The organism is Mesorhizobium sp. P3_B5, assembly GCF_056402815.1.
Genome location: NZ_JBFUGR010000002.1, coordinates 680,574 through 696,350 on the forward strand (window position 1 = coordinate 680,574; position 15,777 = coordinate 696,350).

The window sequence follows — 15,777 nt, forward strand, 5'->3', positions numbered from 1 at the left end:
CCCCACGCTTTCAGGATTGAGAAAAATGCCCCGTCCAACCACATCAAGTCCATCCCAGCGCATGCTGCGCGTCGCCGAACAGGTGCGCCATGCGCTGTCCGAAACCTTGCAGCGCGGCGAGATCATCGATCCGCTGATCGAGAACACCGTGGTTTCGGTCTCGGAAGTGCGCATGTCGCCCGACCTGAAGGTCGCCACGGCTTTCGTTTCGCCGCTCGGCGCCAAGGACACCGGTGCGGTGATCGACGCGCTCAACAAGCATGCGAAATTCGTGCGCGGCCGCGTTTCCGGCGCGCTGCGGCAGATGAAGTTCATGCCGGAGTTCCGCTTCAAGCTCGACACGTCGTTCGACAATTTCGCCAGGATCAACGATTTGCTGAAGTCGCCCGAAGTCGCGCGCGATCTCGGCCCCGTTGATAGCGACAAAGACAACGACCAGGATAAAGACGACAAGAAGGACAGCGAATAGTGGGGCGTCGCGGCAAGAAGAAGGGCCGGCCGATTTCCGGCTGGCTGGTGCTCGACAAGCCCGTCGGCATGGGCTCGACCGAAGCCGTCTCCAAGATCAAGTGGCTGTTCCAGGCGGAAAAGGCCGGCCATGCCGGCACGCTCGATCCGCTGGCGTCCGGCATGCTGCCGATAGCGCTTGGCGAGGCCACCAAGACCGTGCCCTACGTCCAGGACGGCGCCAAGATCTACCGCTTTACGGTCGCCTGGGGCGATGAGCGCTCGACTGACGATCTCGAAGGCCCGGTGACCCAGAGTTCCGACCGGCGTCCGGCGGAAGCCGATGTGCTGGCGGTGATGCCGAAATACACCGGCGTCATCATGCAGACGCCACCGCAATTCTCGGCCATCAAGATCGCAGGCGAACGCGCCTATGACCTCGCCCGCGAGGGCCAGACGGTCGACATTCCCGAGCGCGAGGTCGAGATCGGCCGCCTCGACCTTGTCGAGCACAGTGCCGACCACAGTATTTTCGAGGTCGAATGCGGCAAGGGCACCTATGTGCGCTCGCTGGCGCGTGACATGGGCCGCGACCTCGGCTGTTTCGGCCACATTTCGGAACTGCGCCGGATCGAAGTCGAGCCGTTCACGCAGGAAGACTTCGTCACCATCGCCGAACTGGAAGCCGCCCGTTTCGGCGAGCAGCGTGACGAGAAGCCGGAAGAAGCGGACGCTGCCGACGCCGTGGATGTGCCGGTCGACTTCAGCGCCATCGACGCGCTGCTGGTCGATACATCGGCGGCACTCGACTGCCTACCGCAGATCGCCATCAGCGACGCCGCCGCGACAAAAATCCGCCTCGGCAATCCGGTCATCATCCGTGGCCGCGACGCGCCGGTGGAAGCCGAGGAAGCATGCGCCACCGCGCGCGGCAAGCTGGTCGCCATCGGCGCCATCGAACAGGGCATGTTCAAGCCGAAGCGGGTCTTTGCCGGGTGAGGGTTCTCATCTAGTTTCGGTTCGATTTGCGCTTGAGGGGCATATGGCAAAGACTGGGACGATGAAGAAGCGGGCGCCGGTGACAACGCGGCGACCGCCGGTCGGCGCCTCGCCGGGCACGCTGATCGCCGATCCCGCGGCACGGCGCTCCGAACTGCGGCTGACGCTGATCTCGCCCGACAAGTTCAAGACGATCGAAGATGCCAGCATCGACGACGTCACCGCCAATTGCGACCAATGGCCGGTCATCTGGCTCGACTGCACCGGTCTCGCCAACATCCAGCTGATCGAAGAGATCGGCCGCATTTTCAGCCTACATCCGCTGGCGCTGGAAGACGTCGTCAACACCGGCCAGCGGCCGAAGGTGGATTTTTTCGAGGACCATGCCTTCGTCGTCGTCAGGATGATCGACGATGTCACCGCGCACCGCTACGAACAGATCGCCGTCTTCTTCGGCAAGAATTTCGTCGTCACCTTCCAGGAGCGCGAAGGCGACCCGTTCGACCCGGTGCGCAAGCGCATCGAAAGCTCGATGCCCAACCGGCTGCGGGCGCGCGGCGCCGACTATCTCGCTTATGCGCTGATCGATGCCATCGTCGACAGCTATTTCCCGCCGATCGAGACGGCCGGCGAACTGGTCGACAGCATCGAGGACCAGATGCTGCACACGCCGCACAAGCACCAGATGCGGCAGCTGCACGAGTTGCGGCGCGATGCCAACGTGCTGAAGGGCGTCCTTTGGCCGATGCGCGATGCGCTGGCGACGATGATCCGCAACGACGTGCCCTTTGTGAAGGCCGAGACCAAGATCTTCCTCAACGACACGCTCGATCATTCGCTCCGGCTGATCGAACTGGTGGAAAACCAGCGCGACATGCTGACCGGGCTGATCGAGATGCATCTGTCGCTGAGCCAGGCACGCACCAACGACGTCATCTCCTATCTGACCATCGTCTCGGTGATTTTCATGCCGCTGACCTTCCTCGTCGGCGTTTGGGGCATGAACTTCGACCCGGATACCTCGCCATGGAACATGCCCGAGTTGAAGGCCTACTATGGGTATCCGACAGCTCTCGTCTTCATGCTGGTGGTGGCGATAGGGCTCATCGCCTTCTTCAGATGGAAGAAGTGGCTTTAGCCAAAGCGAAAATCTCTGCTTTTGCTGCAAAAGGCTGCGACAAGCCGGCTTCGTGAATTGGGCTGGTGTTTTCCGGGGAATTGCCCTATATGCGCCGCAGCTTAGCGCACTGACGCTTTGCTTGCACCGGCCCCTGCTGGACGACATCCCGGCTGAGGGCGACCCGTTTCCTCAAACAGATAAGGAAAAACACGATGTCGATTACTGCCGAGCGCAAACAGGAATTGATGGGTGAATTCGCAACCGCCAAGGGCGATACCGGGTCTCCGGAAGTCCAGGTGGCCATCCTTTCCGAGCGCATCAAGAACCTGACCGACCACTTCAAGGACCACAAGAAGGATAACCATTCCCGCCGTGGTCTGCTCGCTCTCGTCTCCCAGCGCCGCAGCCTGCTTGATTATCTCAAGCGCAAGGATGACGCGCGCTATCAGACGCTGATCGAGAAGCTCGGTCTGCGCCGTTGACGAATTGACCGGCGGGCTTTCCTTAAGGAGAGCCCGCCGGTCGCGCATTCGGCCAGTCGCATCGATTGGCCAGACCCGGTTTCGAGCGTGCAGAGGGCCACTCGAAACCGCCCATGGACGGTCATGGGGCAGGATTGCAGGACGCTCGCGCGCTCATCGCGCTGAAATTCCCGAGCTTCCCGTTGTCTTGCCCGTGGCTGCCCGAGAAAGGAAGCCAGGGAAAGGGCATCCGCGCACCGTGAAACGGCGCGGCCCTTTCCGCATAGTAAGGACAAGACATGTTCAATCACCACAAAGTGGAAATCGAATGGGGCGGCCGTCCGCTCATTCTCGAAACCGGCAAGATCGCGCGCCAGGCTGACGGCGCCGTGCTCGCCACCTACGGCGAAACCAAGGTTCTCGCCACCGTCGTCTCGATGAAGGAGCCGAAGCCAGGCCTCGACTTCTTCCCGCTGACCGTCAATTACCAGGAAAAGACCTACGCCGCCGGCAAGATCCCGGGTGGCTATTTCAAGCGCGAGGGCCGTCCGAGCGAGAAGGAAACGCTGGTTTCCCGCCTGATCGATCGTCCGATCCGCCCGCTCTTCGCCGCCGGCTACAAAAACGACACACAGATCGTCGTCACCGTCGTCCAGCATGATCTCGAGAACGATCCGGACATCCTGTCGATCGTCGCCACCTCGGCCGCCCTGACGCTCTCGGGCGTTCCCTTCATGGGTCCGGTTGGCGGCGCCCGCGTCGGTTACATCAACGGCGAATATGTGCTCAACCCGCATGTCGACGAGATGCAGGAATCCAAGCTCGACCTGGTCGTCGCCGGCACCGCCGACGCCGTGCTGATGGTCGAGTCCGAAGCCAAGGAACTTGGCGAAGAGCTGATGCTCGGCGCCGTCATGTTCGGCCACAAGGGCTTCCAGCCGGTCATAGACGCCATCATCAAGCTGGCCGAAGTTGCCGCCAAGGAGCCGCGCGATTTCACGGCGCCGGATTATTCCGCGCTTGAAGCCGAGATGCTGAAGATCGTCGGCGACGAGCTCAGCAATGCCTACAAGAACGTCGACAAGCAGAAGCGCTACGCCGCCGTCGACGCCGTCAAGGCGAAGGTCAAGGCAGCGTTCGCCCCGGCCGAAGGCGAAGACGCCAAGTACACGTCCGAGCAGATCGGTTCGGTGTTCAAGGAACTGCAGGCCAAGGTCGTGCGCTGGAACATCCTCGACACCGGCTCGCGCATCGACGGCCGTGACCTCAAGACGGTCCGCAAGATCGTCTCCGAAGTCGGCGTCCTGCCGCGCACCCACGGATCGGCGCTGTTCACCCGCGGCGAAACCCAGGCGCTGGTGGTTGCCACGCTCGGCACCGGCGAGGACGAGCAGTATGTCGACTCGCTGACCGGCATGTACAAGGAGAAGTTCCTCCTTCACTACAACTTCCCTCCCTACTCCGTCGGTGAGACCGGCCGCATGGGTTCGCCGGGCCGCCGCGAAATCGGCCACGGCAAGCTCGCCTGGCGCGCCATCCGTCCGATGCTGCCCTCCGCTGACCAGTTCCCCTACACGCTGCGCGTCGTCTCGGAGATCACCGAGTCCAACGGCTCGTCGTCGATGGCCACTGTCTGCGGCACCTCGCTGGCGCTGATGGATGCAGGCGTTCCGCTGGCCAAGCCCGTCGCCGGTATCGCCATGGGCTTGATCAAGGAAGGCGAGCGCTTCGCGGTTCTGTCCGACATCCTGGGTGACGAAGATCACCTCGGCGACATGGACTTCAAGGTCGCCGGCACCGCCAACGGCATCACCTCGCTGCAGATGGATATCAAGATCGAGGGCATCACCGAGGAGATCATGAAGATCGCGCTGGACCAGGCCAAGGATGGCCGCCAGCATATCCTCGGCGAGATGGCGCATGCTCTGACGGGCGCCCGCCCAGAGCTCGGCGAGTTCGCACCGCGCATCGAGGTCATGCACATCCCGACCGACAAGATCCGCGACGTGATCGGTTCGGGCGGCAAGGTCATCCGCGAAATCGTCGAAAAGACCGGCGCCAAGATCAACATCGAGGACGACGGCACGGTCAAGATCGCTTCGTCGAACGCCAAGGAGATCGAGGCGGCGAAGAAGTGGATCCACACCATCGTCGCCGAGCCGGAAGTCGGCGAAATCTACGAAGGCACGGTCGTCAAGACCGCCGACTTCGGCGCTTTCGTCAACTTCTTCGGCCCGCGTGACGGCCTCGTCCACATCTCGCAGCTTGCCAACGACCGGGTCGCCAAGACCTCGGATGTGGTCAAGGAAGGCGACAAGGTCTGGGTCAAGCTGATGGGCTTCGACGAGCGCGGCAAGGTCCGCCTGTCGATGAAGGTCGTCGACCAGGCCACCGGCAAGGAACTCGCGCGCGACAAGAAGGCCGAAGGCGAAGAACACGCCGCCTGAACGGTCTGAGATCATAAATCGAAACGGGCGCGACGGATGTCGCGCCCGTTTTCATTTTCACGGTAAGAGCGAGATCGAATGTCCACCGAGCCGCTGAAGACCTTGTTCCACCCCTTCGAGGCCGAGGTCCTTCCTCTGCCGCGCAAGGGCGAGCGTGTGCTGTTTCTGGGCGCGGAACCGGGTTTTCGCCTGCCCGTGGGCTTCGAGGCAGCGCTCCATCTGGTGCAGGGCTTCCGGCCGTATTTACGTGCGCTGCAGGCGTCGGGTTTTTCCGTGACCCCGCAAGCGCATGACAACGGCTTTGATGCAGCGCTTGTGCTTGCCGGTCGCCATCGCGGTCGCAACGAACTGCGCATCGCCGAAGCGCTGCAGCGTGTGGCGCCAGGCGGATTGATCGTCGTCGCCGGCGGAAAGGATGAGGGCATTGCCAGCCTGCGCAAGCGCATCGGCGAGCTTGTGCCGCTTGAGGACCATCTGCCGAAATATCACGGCATTGCTTTCTGGTTTCGCCGTCCGGCGGATATCGACGCTGCTGAGAAACTACGCGCCGCCAATCCCGCCTTGCTGGTTGACGGCAGCTTCCACACCGCGCCGGGCATGTTCTCCTTCGATCGCGTCGATCTCGGCTCGAAGCTGCTGGTGGAACATCTGCCCAAGGACCTGCGCGGCACCGTTGCCGATTTCTGCGCCGGCTGGGGCTATGTCGCGGCCGAGGTTTCAGCACGCTCGCCCGGCGTAACCGGGCTCGACCTCTACGAGGCGGACTTCGACTCGCTCGAAGCGGCGAAAGGCAATGTTGGCAAAGGCGCCCTCGAGCCGCGCTTCATCTGGATTGATCTGCTCAGCGAAGCCGTCGAGCAGCGCTACGATGCGATCGTCATGAACCCGCCCTTCCACCGCAGCCGCGCGACCGAGCCGGAGATCGGCGCCGGCATGATCCGCGCAGCAAGCAAGGCGCTGAAGCCGGGTGGGCGGCTGTTCATGGTGGCGAACCGCCAGCTTCCCTACGAGCCGGTGCTGGCCGCGGCCTTTTCCAGCCATGCCGAGATCGCCCGCGACGGCATGTTCAAGGTTTTCGTGGCCCGTCGCTGAAACAAGCGCGGTGCTGCCCGCTCAGTGCAGGCTGGCGACACGCGGTGCGCGAACGCTGACGACCGTGCGGATTTCGCCGGGCCTCATCTTGAGCGGTGCGGGCCGGCCGAACAGATAGCCTTGCACCACTTCGCAGCCGGCGGCCCTGAGCAGCGCCGCCTGGTTTTCCGTCTCGACGCCTTCGGCGATGATGCTGACGCCCAGGGCGCGTGACAGCCCGACGATGGTCGAGACCACAGCACCCGAGCTGGAATCGGTGTCGATGCGGCTGACGAAGGAGCGGTCGATCTTCAGCTTGCCGAACGCGAAATCGATGAGATAGCTCAGATTGGAATAGCCGGTGCCGAAATCGTCGACGGCCACCGAGATGCCCATGTCGGCAAGCTGCTTCAGGATGATGGCGGCGCGGTCGCGATCCTGCATCATCGCCGTCTCGGTGACTTCCAGCTCCAGCCGTGACGGCTTGATGCCGGTGCTCGCCATTGTCTCGCGAACGATGCCGACGAAGTCCTTGGTCATGAACTGGACCGGCGAAATGTTGACGGCGACGAAACAGTCCTCAGGCAGGTGGCGGGCATCGCTGCAGGCTTTGCGCAGCACCCATTCGCCGATGGGACCGATCATGCCGGTCTCCTCGGCGATCGGAATGAATTCCATCGGCGGGATCATGCCGCGTTCCGGATGCTTCCAGCGGATGAGTGCCTCATAGCCGATGATGCGGCCGCTCGGCAGGTCGAGCTGCGGCTGGTAGTGGAGGTCGAAATCGCCGCGCTCGAACGCGGTGTGCAGTTCGGATTCGATCCACTGACGATAATCGGCGACACGACCCATGTCGGCATGGAAGATCGACCAGTTGCCCACCCCGCCGGCGCGTGCATTCTGTAGCGCCAGATTGGAACGGCGCAGAATGAGGACGGGATCGACGCCGTCCTTGGGCATCGCCACGATGCCCACCGACAGGGCCACCGATTGCAGGTGGGAATTGAGATCGTAGGGCTGCATCATCTCGTCGATAAGCTTCTCGGCGAGGCTTTCCATCGACCCTTGGATCTCCCGCTCCGTCAGGAGTATGGCAAATTCGCCGGCGCCAATGCGCCCCATCAACGTGCCCTCGGGCATGCAAGCCTTCAGCCGCCTGGTGAAGGCCCTGATCAACTCGTCGCCGTGGCTGTAGCCGATGGCGTCGTTGATCTGCTTGAAGCGGTCGATGTCGATGTCGATGAGAAACACCGGCTCGCCGGTCCTGATCGTCGCCGATGCCGCTTCGGCAATCTTGCTGACCATTGCCGGACGAGCCAGAAGCCCGGTCAGCTTGTCGAAATGGGTTTCCTTGAAGACGTACTCCGCCGATTCATCGACGCCGGCAAAGAAGGACAAGGCAGCTCCCGCCGCGGCGAGTGCGCAAAGCGCGGCGGTGATGCCGGCCATCGTTCCAGCCTGCATGCCGATAAGGTCGTCGCCGAAACCGAGTTTCAGGCCCCAGAGACCGAGAACGAAACTGCCCAAGCCCGCGCTGGCCACGGTGAGCAGCCGGAATACCGGTGTTCGCTTCGGGTTGCTGACGGAAGGCATTACAGGGTCCCCAGGTTGCGGGACCCTAGCGGACATCTCCTTAAAATGAGTTTCCGCCGATGCATTTAATTTTACCGGACGTATCAGAGGGTTAGTCCTTGCCGCCATCCGTCTGCTTCAGCTCGTCCAGCGTCGGCATGGAAACGATGTGGTAGCCGGAATCGACGTAGTGGATTTCGCCGGTGACACCCGACGACAGGTCGGACAGGAGATAGAGCGCGGAACCACCGACCTCGTCGATGGTCACCGTACGGCGCAGCGGCGAATTGCGCTGCTGGTAGGAAAACATGTGGCGTGCGTCGGAAATCCCGGCGCCGGCAAGCGTGCGCACCGGTCCCGCCGATATGCCGTTCACCCTGATGCCGCGCGGACCATAGTCGTTGGCGAGATAGCGCACGCTGGCCTCGAGCCCGGCCTTGGCGACGCCCATGACATTGTAGTTCGGCATGACGCGGACGGAGCCGGCATAGGTCAACGTGATCATCGAACCACCATCCTTCATCAACGCGGCGGCATGGCGGGCGACTTCGGTGAAGGAGTAGCAGGAGATGACCATGGTGCGGACGAAATTGTCACGGCTGGTGTCGGCGTAGAGGCCCTTCAGCTCGTTCTTGTCGGAAAAGCCGATGGCATGGACGACGAAGTCGAGCCCGCCCCATTCCTTGCCCAGGGTCTCGAAGGTGGCAGCGACCGACGCACTGTCCTCGACATCGCAAGGCACGACAAGTGCCGCGCCAATCTTCTCGGCGAGTGGCTTGACCCGGCGCCCGAAGGCATCGCCCTGATAGGTAAAGGCGAGTTCCGCCCCATGTTCGGACAGTTTCTTGGCGATGCCCCAGGCGATCGAATGATCGTTGGCGACACCCATGACAAGCCCGCGCTTGCCCTTCATCAGTCCGTCCATGGCCGGCAATCCTTATATAAAAGCGCTGGCCTTATGCGGAATAGCGCTGGAAAACGAGCGTTGCGTTGGTGCCACCGAAACCGAACGAATTGGACAAAACAGTGTCGATCTTGGCGTTATCGATGCGCTTGCGCACGATCGGCATGCCCTCGAATTCCGGATCGAGGTTTTCGATATGAGCGCTTTCGCCGATGAAGCCGCCTTGCATCATCAGGATCGAATAGATCGATTCCTGCACGCCAGCCGCACCCAGGGAATGGCCGGTCAGCGATTTCGTCGAGGTGATATGGGGCATCTTGTCGCCGAACACTTCGCGGATGGCGCCCATTTCCTTGGAATCGCCGACCGGTGTCGAGGTGCCGTGGGTGTTGATGTAATCGACCGGCGACGAGACGGTCGCCAGGGCCTGCCGCATGCAGCGGATCGCACCTTCGCCCGATGGCGCCACCATGTCGTAGCCGTCCGAGGTCGCGCCGTAGCCGACGATCTCGGCATAGATCTTGGCGCCGCGCGCCTTGGCATGCTCGAGCTCTTCCAGAACCAGCACGCCGGCGCCACCGGCAATAACGAAACCGTCGCGATTGACGTCATACGCGCGCGAGGCGCTCGACGCCCTGTCGTTGAACTTGGACGACATGGCACCCATGGCGTCGAACAGGTCCGACATCGTCCAGTCGAGATCCTCGTGGCCGCCGGCAAAGACCATGTCCTGCTTGCCCCACTGGATCAGTTCGTAGCCATTGCCGATGCAATGCGCCGAGGTCGAGCAGGCCGACGAGATCGAATAATTGACGCCGTGGATCTTGAACCAGGTGGCGAGCGTCGCCGAAGCCGTCGACGACATTGCCTTCGGCACCGCGAACGGACCGATGCGCTTCGGGCTGCCGTTCTTGAGCGTCGTCTCGGCAGCCTCGACGATGGTGCGCGTGGACGGACCGCCCGAGCCCATGACGATGCCGGTGCGCTCATTGGTGATGTCGGCCTCACCGAGGCCGGCATCGGCGATCGCCTGGTCCATGGCGACATGGTTCCAGGCCGCACCTTGGCTCAGGAAGCGCATGGCGCGGCGGTCGATCATGGCCGACGGGTCGAGCGTCGGCGCTCCCCAGACCTGGCAGCGGAAACCGTGTTCGGCGAAGGAATCGGAGAAGCTGATGCCAGATTTGGCATCATGCAGCGAGGCCTGCACCTCGTTGGCGTTGTTGCCGATCGACGACACGATGCCGAGGCCTGTGACTACGACCCGTCTCATGGGCTGCTCCTTCCAGAGTGTCCGGTGACGATCAGGCGACCGCCGATTGCTTTGACAGACCCACTTTGAGATCCGCTGCCGCGTATATGGGCTCGCCATCGGCTTTCAGCCAGCCATCGGCAATGCCAAGCACCAGCCGTCCGCGCATCACGCGCTTGAAGTCGATGCCGTATTCCACCTTCTTGACCGAAGGGGTGACCATGCCCCTGAACTTGACCTCGCCGGTCGACAGCGCCATGCCCTTGCCCTGCTCGCCGAGCCAGCCGAGATAGAATCCCGTCAACTGCCACATCGCATCGAGGCCCAGGCACCCCGGCATGATCGGATTGCCGATGAAATGGCATGCGAAGAACCAGAGGTCAGGCTTGATGTCGAATTCAGCGCGGATGAAGCCCTTATCGAAGGCGCCGCCGGTCTCGCTGATCTCGGTGATGCGGTCGAACATCAGCATTGGCGGGTAGGGCAGCTGGGCATTGCCAGCCCCGAACAGCTCGCCGCGGGCGCAGGCCAGCAATTCTTCATAACCGTAGCTGGATTTCGTACCCGCCATCAATCTCGTCCCCGTAATCGTCCCGGGCGGTAGGGCGCCCTTGTCGTTGGTTTCCTAACACAATCTGTTTCAGGCCGGAAACCGGCGTTTGCGCTTAACCCGCCCGTCTGTCCGGGTCAATGCGCGCTATTGATCGTATTCAGCCGACAGAATATATGTCGGGAGGCATCCAGTTTCGGCCGATGACGTTTTTTTGCCACTCTGGGCGTGTGTTGGGGCAGAACTGTGAGCTTGGACGGACGGATGGATCTGGGCTGCCGGAAGGAAAATGTCGCTGTGGACAAGCGGGTTCGCGAAGCCGGGTTGAGGCCGACACGCCAGCGCATCGCGCTGGCCGATCTGCTTTTTGCCAAGGGCGACCGCCATCTTTCGGCCGAGGAATTGCATGAGGAGGCGATCGCCGCCGGCGTGCCGGTGTCACTGGCCACCGTCTACAATGCCCTGCACCAGTTCACTCAGGCCGGCCTTCTGCGCATCCTGGCCGTGGAAGGCTCTAAGACGTATTTCGACACCAACACCTCCGATCACCACCATTTCTACATCGAAGGTGAAAACAGGATCTTCGATATCGCCAGCGGTCCTGTCACGGTTTCCAACCTGCCGGAGCCCCCGGAAGGCATGGAGATCGCCAATGTCGATATCGTGGTGAGGCTGCGCCCCAAGCGCTGCGATTGATCGGCTCTTCATGAAATTCGTGGATTTGGCAGTCCGGCTGGAATGGGCCGCTATCGCGGTGGCTGCTCTGGCCTTTTATGCCATGGCAGGTTTTTCCTGGTGGCTGTTTGCCGTGCTCATTCTGGCGCCGGACGTGTCGATGCTGGGCTATCTCGCCGGACCCCGCGTCGGCGCCATCGCCTACAACGCCTTGCACATCTTGATTGTGCCGGTGTTGTTGGCGGTCGCCGGAAACCTATTCGGCAACGTGATGGTGACGGCGATCGCGCTGATCTGGACCGCTCATATCGCCATCGATCGCGCTCTGGGCTACGGCCTCAAGCTGTCGAGCGGCTTCCAAGATACCCATCTCGGTCGCATTGGACGCCAAGAAGGCTCTTGATCAGTTCTTGACGTGCTCGCCCGGATAGGCGCCCCAGACGACCGACTGCGGCAACCAGCCGGTATGGCCGTCGAAGGTCATTTCGCACCATTGGCCATCGCAGGTCTTGATCGTGCCCATGACCCCCGGCTCGATGATGGCGATGACGCTGGCGTCCTTTTGCGGGTCGTCGAGAAGGTTGATTCGGCCGCCCTTGCTGCGCTGCCAGGGTGCGACGATGGCCGTGCGGCGGCCTGAAAGCAGCGACTGGTTGATCCAGCCTTCCGAGCCGTCGGCGTCGCGCACGCGCCGCCAGGTATCGAATTCCTGGATGATTTCCATCGGCAGGCCGGCCTTCATGTACATCCAGTCGACGGAATAGTTGGCGCCGGGGCCGACGCGCGAGTTGACGCGTCCCGATTTCAGGCTGACGAACCGTGGCAGCGGCAGGCCGCTCGGCCCCAATGTGATGGTCTGCGCGGGGGCAGCCGCGCTCTGCGCCGCCACCACGGGGGAATAAAGGACAGCGCCGAGAATTGCTGCGCTGAGAGCCAGGCGAAGCGACGCGAAACCAGACACTTTCATTCCTTTCGGCGCCTGCCTATCGGTAACGGCGCCCCTTTTTCTTTGTCTTCGGCGGCACCGCTTGTTACATGAGTCACTGGCACCGCGACCGGCTTCCAGTTTCGCCTGTCTTGGTTAAAGAGGTCTCAACGAGATCGGGTTCGAGGAAACAATGGCAGGCAAAAAACGGCCTCTCGTCGTCATCACGCGCAAGCTGCCCGATCCGGTCGAGACCCGCATGCGCGAATTGTTCGACGCAAGGCTGAATGTCGAGGACAGGCCGATGACGCAGCCGGAGCTGGTTGCGGCGGTCAAGGAAGCCGACGTTCTGGTGCCGACGATTACCGATCATATCGACGCGGCGCTGATCGCGCAGGCCGGCGAGAACCTCAAGCTGATCGCCAATTTCGGCAATGGCGTCGACAAGATCGACGTCGAGGCTGCGGCGAAAAGGGGCATCACCGTCACCAACACGCCGAACGTGCTAACCGAAGATACCGCCGACATGACCATGGCGCTGATGCTGGCGCTGCCGCGGCGGCTGGCGGAAGGCGCCAATGTCCTAACCGGCGACAAGAAATGGGCCGGCTGGTCGCCGACCTGGATGCTCGGCCGGCGGATCTGGGGCAAACGGCTCGGCATCGTCGGCATGGGCCGCATCGGCACCGCTGTCGCCCGGCGGGCCAAGGCCTTCGGTCTTTCGATCCACTATCACAACCGCCATCGCGTGCTGCCGGCGGTCGAAGAGGGGCTGGAAGCGACCTATTGGGAAAGTCTCGATCAGATGTTGGCCCGCATGGACATCATCTCGGTCAATTGCCCGTCGACGCCGGCGACGTTTCACCTGCTTTCGGCGCGGCGGCTGGCGCTCATGCAACCCACGGCTTACATCGTCAACACGGCGCGCGGCGACATCATCGACGAGGAATCGCTGGTCAAGCTGATTCAGGACGGCAAGATCGCCGGCGCCGGCCTCGACGTCTACGAGCACGAGCCGGCGCTGAACGGTAAATTGCTGAAACTCGCCGCCAAGAACAAGGTCGTGCTGCTGCCGCATATGGGCTCGGCGACGCTCGAAGGCCGCATCGATATGGGCGAGAAGGTGATCATCAACATCCGCGCCTTCTTCGACGGCCACCGCCCGCCCGACCGTGTGCTGCCGCTGCGCACGTAGCGCCACCGCCGGCTCAAGCGATGGTGAGGGCGCCGTCGTCCGCGACTTTCACATTGCTGCTGCGGTAGCTCTCGAAAACATCGCGCCCGAGCTGCAATGCCATTGGCGTCTGCCAGCCCATCTCCCTGGCGACGATCAGTCCAAGCAGCAGGATCGCGTCCGGCTCGTGCAGCACCAGTGCCGCCGGCGCATAACCATTGTGGACGAGTTCAAGCAGCACGGCCGACGCCGACGACGAGCCGATCGTGCCCGGCAGGAACAGCACGCGCCCGGAAAGGTTTTCGCCATGCTGCGGGTGGCGGACATCGGCGATGCGGCCGGACTTCGGGTCGACGCCGCCCCAGAAACTGATCGGCGCGGTCAGCACCAGCGCCTCGCCCTCGCCGGCCCTGCCCGGCACCAGGATTTCGGCAGCGGCGCTCATGCGGCAATATCCGTAAACTTTGGCTTACCGGCTACGGCGCTTTCCACGCAGTCGACCAATGATCCGTAGAGAACCGAATATCCGGTATTGCCTGGCGCGTAATGCGCGAATTTTCCCGAATTGGTCATCAGGACGCCACCGGCAAGGTCGGGCAGGATCGGCGTCACCACCACGCATGTGTCGGCAACAATGATCACCCCGCTTGCTTCGAGCACTTTTCGCCGGCCGCTCTGTTCGAGCCCCGAAAGCACATGGCGTCCGGTGCAGGCGTAGATCGGCACGCTGAGCCGCCGCCCGGCGATCAGCCGCTCCAGCGCATCGAACTCGGCGGGCGACAGGTGCGGGCTGCCGATCGCCACCGCATCGATGGTTGTTGGTTTCGCTGCCGTCGAAAGACCTGCGCGGGCCTTCGCAATCATATCAGGTGTGACGCGGATCACCGTTTCCGGCGCGGTGCCGCCCAGAATGGTCTCGGCGTCGGGCGCTTCGGGCGTGACGCCGGCAATGTGGAAGAGACCGACCGCGCCCGACGATGCCGCCGCCGCGCCGAACGCCTTCAGCGCATCCTCGCCGGGATGGCGTGGCACGCCGATAACGACGCCGACGGCATTGCCGACCTCGCGGCCATAGAGGCTGCCCAGCACCGGCCACGCCACGTCCGAACCGAGGAATGAAGCGGCAAGCCTAGAGACGTCGAACACCAGCCGCGCCCGCCGGTTCTCGGCGCGGTGCAAGCCGTAGTCGGGCGCGCGACCCGTGATGGCGCAGGCGATGTCGAGGAAATCGCCATAACGGTTGGTGCGCGCGCCCAGCACCGAATTGCAGAACACCACGGCGTTGGATTCGCCCCAGGCGACGTCGCTTCCCAGCGCCGGTCGATGCCCGGCCTGATACGGCGCGCAGGTCCAGCTCTGCTCGCAGCCAAGCTTGCGGTAGGCGTCCATCATTCGCCGCGCCATGCCGCGCGCCGGCTCTTCGAGGCGGATGCGCGAGCAACCCATCAGGTCGAGCGCCCCGACATTGAGCGTCGACCGCACCGCGACACGCGCTTTGCCTTCGACCAGTTTCTCGGCGAACAGCGTGCCGGAATCGCCGTGATAGAGCGCACCATCGATATGTGCCGAGGCGATCGGGATCAGCCGCGGCGCGCCGAGCAGGCGGGCGCTATCGGCGACGATGCGCATCGCCATCGCTGCACCGTCCTGGCCGGAGGCGATTGCCTGTTCTTCAGGGCTGAGGGCGAGGCTCATGCAAGCACCTTGCGCATGGTGATCGAGGTCGGCCTGTCATAGCCCTTATGCGCGGTGCGCTCGGTTTCGCGAAAGCCGAGACGGGCAAAGGCTGCATGATTTGCGGTAAGCTCGATCCGCGTCTGCAGTTCGATGGCAGCCTTGCTGCGGCTACGGGCAAGAGCTTCGACAGCTTGCATCAACTGCTTGCCAATGCCTTGTCCCTGAAAGCCGGGCTCGACGGCGAGCTTTCCGACATAGAAGTCCTCGGTCCTCTCCAGCACGAAAACGCAGCCGACGATCCCGCCGTCTTTCAGCGCCAGGAACACTGTCTCCTGGCCGGCCTTCTGTTTCAGATTTTCGACATTCAGCAAATGCGCCGAGGATGGCGGGTCGATGACGCCGTCCATGGAGGCGAAGGCGCGCATGATCAGCACCAGCACCTCGTCCCAACGTTCGAAATCGGCGGGAAGCTGCATGATGAAAACGCCCGTGGACTGGTCCAT

17 protein-coding genes are annotated in these 15,777 nt (G+C 62.8%); 9 read left to right on the forward strand and 8 right to left on the reverse strand.

What is annotated here, in order from left to right; translation table 11 throughout:
* Nucleotides 1-25 precede the first annotated feature (25 nt).
* From rbfA to AC1DVW_RS08225, 6 genes are all read left to right on the forward strand, one after another.
* Complete coding sequence (gene rbfA / locus AC1DVW_RS08200; RefSeq protein WP_477241616.1) at nt 26-469, forward strand: 30S ribosome-binding factor RbfA; 444 nt, start codon at nt 26-28, stop codon at nt 467-469.
* Nucleotides 469-1,446 carry a tRNA pseudouridine(55) synthase TruB gene (truB, locus tag AC1DVW_RS08205; protein WP_477322316.1) on the forward strand — a complete coding sequence of 326 codons (978 nt, stop codon included), beginning with the start codon at nt 469-471 and terminating at the stop codon, nt 1,444-1,446. The genes rbfA and truB overlap by 1 nt, the downstream gene beginning before the upstream one ends.
* 43 nt (nt 1,447-1,489) lie before the next feature.
* Entirely contained in the window at nt 1,490-2,584 is a 1,095-nt protein-coding gene (gene corA / locus AC1DVW_RS08210; RefSeq protein ID WP_477241620.1) for a magnesium/cobalt transporter CorA, read from the forward strand.
* A 152-nt stretch (nt 2,585-2,736) separates the two neighbouring features.
* Complete coding sequence (gene rpsO / locus AC1DVW_RS08215) at nt 2,737-3,048, forward strand: 30S ribosomal protein S15 (RefSeq protein WP_269470859.1); 312 nt, start codon at nt 2,737-2,739, stop codon at nt 3,046-3,048.
* A 278-nt stretch (nt 3,049-3,326) separates the two neighbouring features.
* Nucleotides 3,327-5,474 (forward strand): polyribonucleotide nucleotidyltransferase, encoded by a 2,148-nt coding sequence (gene pnp, locus AC1DVW_RS08220; protein ID WP_477311582.1) that lies wholly within the window; start codon nt 3,327-3,329, stop codon nt 5,472-5,474.
* A 78-nt stretch (nt 5,475-5,552) separates the two neighbouring features.
* Nucleotides 5,553-6,566 carry a class I SAM-dependent methyltransferase gene (locus AC1DVW_RS08225; RefSeq protein WP_477322318.1) on the forward strand — a complete coding sequence of 338 codons (1,014 nt, stop codon included), beginning with the start codon at nt 5,553-5,555 and terminating at the stop codon, nt 6,564-6,566.
* 21 nt (nt 6,567-6,587) lie between these two features.
* Here AC1DVW_RS08225 and AC1DVW_RS08230 read toward each other — a convergent pair whose 3' ends face one another.
* The 4 genes from AC1DVW_RS08230 to fabA form a co-directional block, all read right to left on the reverse strand.
* Nucleotides 6,588-8,138 (reverse strand): putative bifunctional diguanylate cyclase/phosphodiesterase, encoded by a 1,551-nt coding sequence (locus AC1DVW_RS08230; protein ID WP_477241626.1) that lies wholly within the window; start codon nt 8,136-8,138, stop codon nt 6,588-6,590.
* 91 nt (nt 8,139-8,229) lie between these two features.
* On the reverse strand, nt 8,230-9,042 hold the full coding sequence (gene fabI / locus AC1DVW_RS08235) for an enoyl-ACP reductase FabI (protein ID WP_477274869.1): 813 nt from the start codon (nt 9,040-9,042) through the stop codon (nt 8,230-8,232).
* A gap of 31 nt (nt 9,043-9,073) precedes the next feature.
* Nucleotides 9,074-10,294 (reverse strand): beta-ketoacyl-ACP synthase I, encoded by a 1,221-nt coding sequence (fabB, locus tag AC1DVW_RS08240; RefSeq protein ID WP_477274867.1) that lies wholly within the window; start codon nt 10,292-10,294, stop codon nt 9,074-9,076.
* A gap of 31 nt (nt 10,295-10,325) precedes the next feature.
* On the reverse strand, nt 10,326-10,844 hold the full coding sequence (gene fabA, locus AC1DVW_RS08245) for a 3-hydroxyacyl-[acyl-carrier-protein] dehydratase FabA (RefSeq protein ID WP_477322320.1): 519 nt from the start codon (nt 10,842-10,844) through the stop codon (nt 10,326-10,328).
* Nucleotides 10,845-11,087: 243 nt separating this feature from the next.
* Here fabA and irrA point away from each other — a divergent pair, with 243 nt between their 5' ends.
* Both irrA and AC1DVW_RS08255 read left to right on the forward strand, forming a co-directional pair.
* A complete protein-coding gene (irrA, locus tag AC1DVW_RS08250; RefSeq protein ID WP_006337949.1) occupies nt 11,088-11,519 on the forward strand; it encodes an iron response transcriptional regulator IrrA in 432 nt (143 codons plus the stop codon).
* Between the two features lie 10 nt (nt 11,520-11,529).
* Nucleotides 11,530-11,901 carry a DUF4260 domain-containing protein gene (locus AC1DVW_RS08255; RefSeq protein ID WP_477322322.1) on the forward strand — a complete coding sequence of 124 codons (372 nt, stop codon included), beginning with the start codon at nt 11,530-11,532 and terminating at the stop codon, nt 11,899-11,901.
* Here AC1DVW_RS08255 and AC1DVW_RS08260 read toward each other — a convergent pair whose 3' ends face one another.
* Entirely contained in the window at nt 11,902-12,459 is a 558-nt protein-coding gene (locus AC1DVW_RS08260; protein WP_477241637.1) for an SH3 domain-containing protein, read from the reverse strand. It abuts the gene before it with no gap.
* Between the two features lie 157 nt (nt 12,460-12,616).
* Between AC1DVW_RS08260 and AC1DVW_RS08265 the strand changes: the two genes are divergently transcribed.
* The gene (locus AC1DVW_RS08265) at nt 12,617-13,618 is read left to right on the forward strand and encodes a 2-hydroxyacid dehydrogenase (RefSeq protein WP_477241639.1); all 1,002 of its coding nucleotides are present in this window, start codon (nt 12,617-12,619) and stop codon (nt 13,616-13,618) included.
* 13 nt (nt 13,619-13,631) lie between these two features.
* On the opposite strand, the gene AC1DVW_RS08270 is transcribed toward AC1DVW_RS08265, so the two are convergent.
* Genes AC1DVW_RS08270 through AC1DVW_RS08280 form a run of 3 tightly spaced genes read right to left on the reverse strand, consistent with a single transcriptional unit; the run spans nt 13,632 to nt 15,777 of the window.
* Nucleotides 13,632-14,042, reverse strand: a complete 411-nt coding sequence (locus tag AC1DVW_RS08270; RefSeq protein WP_477322324.1) for an aconitase X swivel domain-containing protein — start codon at nt 14,040-14,042, stop codon at nt 13,632-13,634.
* A complete protein-coding gene (locus AC1DVW_RS08275; RefSeq protein WP_477322326.1) occupies nt 14,039-15,292 on the reverse strand; it encodes an aconitase X in 1,254 nt (417 codons plus the stop codon). Before AC1DVW_RS08275 ends, AC1DVW_RS08270 begins: the two co-directional genes overlap by 4 nt.
* Nucleotides 15,289-15,777: a GNAT family N-acetyltransferase gene (locus AC1DVW_RS08280; protein ID WP_477274859.1), complete on the reverse strand. Its 489-nt coding sequence runs from the start codon at nt 15,775-15,777 to the stop codon at nt 15,289-15,291. The genes AC1DVW_RS08275 and AC1DVW_RS08280 overlap by 4 nt, the downstream gene beginning before the upstream one ends.